Source organism: Mesorhizobium sp. M7A.F.Ca.CA.004.04.2.1 (assembly GCF_004022825.1).
In the GTDB taxonomy this organism is placed as follows: Bacteria; Pseudomonadota; Alphaproteobacteria; order Rhizobiales; family Rhizobiaceae; genus Mesorhizobium.
On the sequence record NZ_RZPH01001071.1, the window covers coordinates 1 to 1,966 of the forward strand.

The window sequence follows — 1,966 nt, forward strand, 5'->3', positions numbered from 1 at the left end:
GATAACGCGCAGCATGGGCAGCGCGCACGACGAGACTGGGCTTCGCGCGTTGCTGCAGGCCGAGGTCGCCAGACAGACCACAGTACGCGCCCAAGGAGTTGCAGCATGAAACCATCCTCGATGCCGATGAGCGCAAGTGCGATGAATTTTTTCCGCGATCACATCACCTATGTGATCTTCCTGGCGATCACCCTCTATTTCGTCTTGTTCGCCCCCCACTTCGCGTCGGTCTCAACCGCAAGCGCCGTTCTGCGTATCACAGCCATCGTCTCCGTGATGGCGATCGGCATGACGTACGTTATCATCTGCGGTGAAATCGACCTGTCGGTCGGTTCGGTTGCCAGCTTTTCAGGTATGATCGGAGCGTTGCTGCTCGATCAAAGTGTGCCGACCTATGTCGCCGCCCTTCTGGTGTTGGGCGCCGGAGCCGCGATCGGCGCGGTGTCGGGCGTGCTGGTTACAAAACTGCGCATTCCATCGTTTCTTGTGACGCTTGGCATGTTGTCTATCTTCTCCGGACTGGCGCTGACCATCACCGGCACCCGGCCAGTGTCGATCGTCGACGATGATTTTTCGAATCTGTTCTGGAACGGCAGTTTTCTGGGCATACAGGCACCGATCTGGTGGACGATCGTCCTTACGGCTGTCGGCTACTACCTGCTGCATCAGATGCCCTACGGCAGACGTGTCTATGCGACCGGTGGAAATGCTGTTGCCGCGCGCTTTTCCGGTGTGCGCACGGACGGCGTCAAGATTTTCGCCTTTGTACTATCCGGCATGACCGCATCCCTTGCTGGCCTGATGCTCGCAGCCCGCTCCACGGCCGGCAATCCCAGCCTGGGAGCGGGTCTCGAACTGGATGTGATCGCGGCCGTGATCATAGGCGGGACAAGTCTCTTTGGCGGTTATGGATCAATCGTCGGTTCCGTCGTCGGCGCAATCTTCATAGGCATTCTCGGGTTTGGTCTTCTCGTGCTCGGTCTATCGACCAGCATCCAAGAGGTCATCAAAGGAGCCATCATCATCATTGCGGTCTCATTGAACCGCCGTTGAAAACAGCAGCCCGGTATGAAAATCCGAAGATATGTGGCTCCGCAATTCAAGCGTCGATGATCTGTTGATCACAGCGCATTTCGAGAAAAAAGAGAACGTTCTCACTGCATATTTTGGGATGGAAGAGAGCGTTTTTGAGGAAGTCTGTTGAGTGTGTCGCCGCCAGTCCATGCGGTGCTCGGCGAAAACGGCGCCGGCAAATCCACGCTGGTCAAGATTCTCAGCGGTGTGATTGCGCCAAACAGCGGTCAGATGCGTCTCGACGGTGCGGTCTATGCGCCGCATTCGATCCTGCATGCGCGAGCTGGACCATTTGCTGCAGATGGCTGGAGCTAATCGCAGGCCTTATGCGGCATTGGCAATAATGAGGGTGCTACTCAAACGTATTAACCCGCGGACCAACTGGGCGGATCGCCTGAGAGAACATATGGCGGCATTCCCTGTGGCGCCAAATATCAAGATCGGTCACGCGGGCTTCCCCGCGAACTGGACCGATTTGCCGCTATGGAATTAGTGTTGGTCCCCGTCCAAGTGACCGTCTAGGGATCACATATTGAGGACGCGCGCATATCGGCGCGATCGAGTTGGGCAGCTTTTGCGAACGCCGCCTCCCGATCAAGTGGTCCGTGCCAGCGGCCGTTCCTATCTCCGGTTCCAGCCTTGCGTGCCTTAACCCTCGTTGCAAAACCCGCAATCAGCTCGATGGATCCGGCCATGATCGTGGGTCCAGTTCTCGTAGATGTAGTAGTCTATTCCGCCATCCAATCTCGTGACTGCTGGTGTGTTTCAGTAGGCGTACTTGGCGGGCCAGCGCCAATCTGTCTGCGCTTTGCCGAAGCAATTGCTGTAGTCGACGAACTGGCCGGTAGCGATATCGCGGCAAGCCCAAACGAGCTGGCGATATTGGTTGTAG

1 protein-coding gene and 1 pseudogene are annotated in these 1,966 nt (G+C 56.9%); both read left to right on the top strand.

What is annotated here, in order from left to right:
* Nucleotides 1-105 precede the first annotated feature (105 nt).
* Entirely contained in the window at nucleotides 106-1,053 is a 948-nt protein-coding gene (locus EN893_RS31380) for an ABC transporter permease (RefSeq protein WP_127270099.1), read from the top strand.
* 165 nt (nucleotides 1,054-1,218) lie between these two features.
* A pseudogene (locus EN893_RS39580) lies at nucleotides 1,219-1,335 on the top strand (ATP-binding cassette domain-containing protein); the annotation flags it as partial.
* Nucleotides 1,336-1,966: the final 631 nt, after the last annotated feature.

Bases quoted from the DNA above. Each gene is read 5' to 3' on its own strand.
- EN893_RS31380 (WP_127270099.1), top strand. From the start codon at position 106: ATGAAACCATCCTCGATGCCGATGAGCGCAAGTGCGATGAATTTTTTC.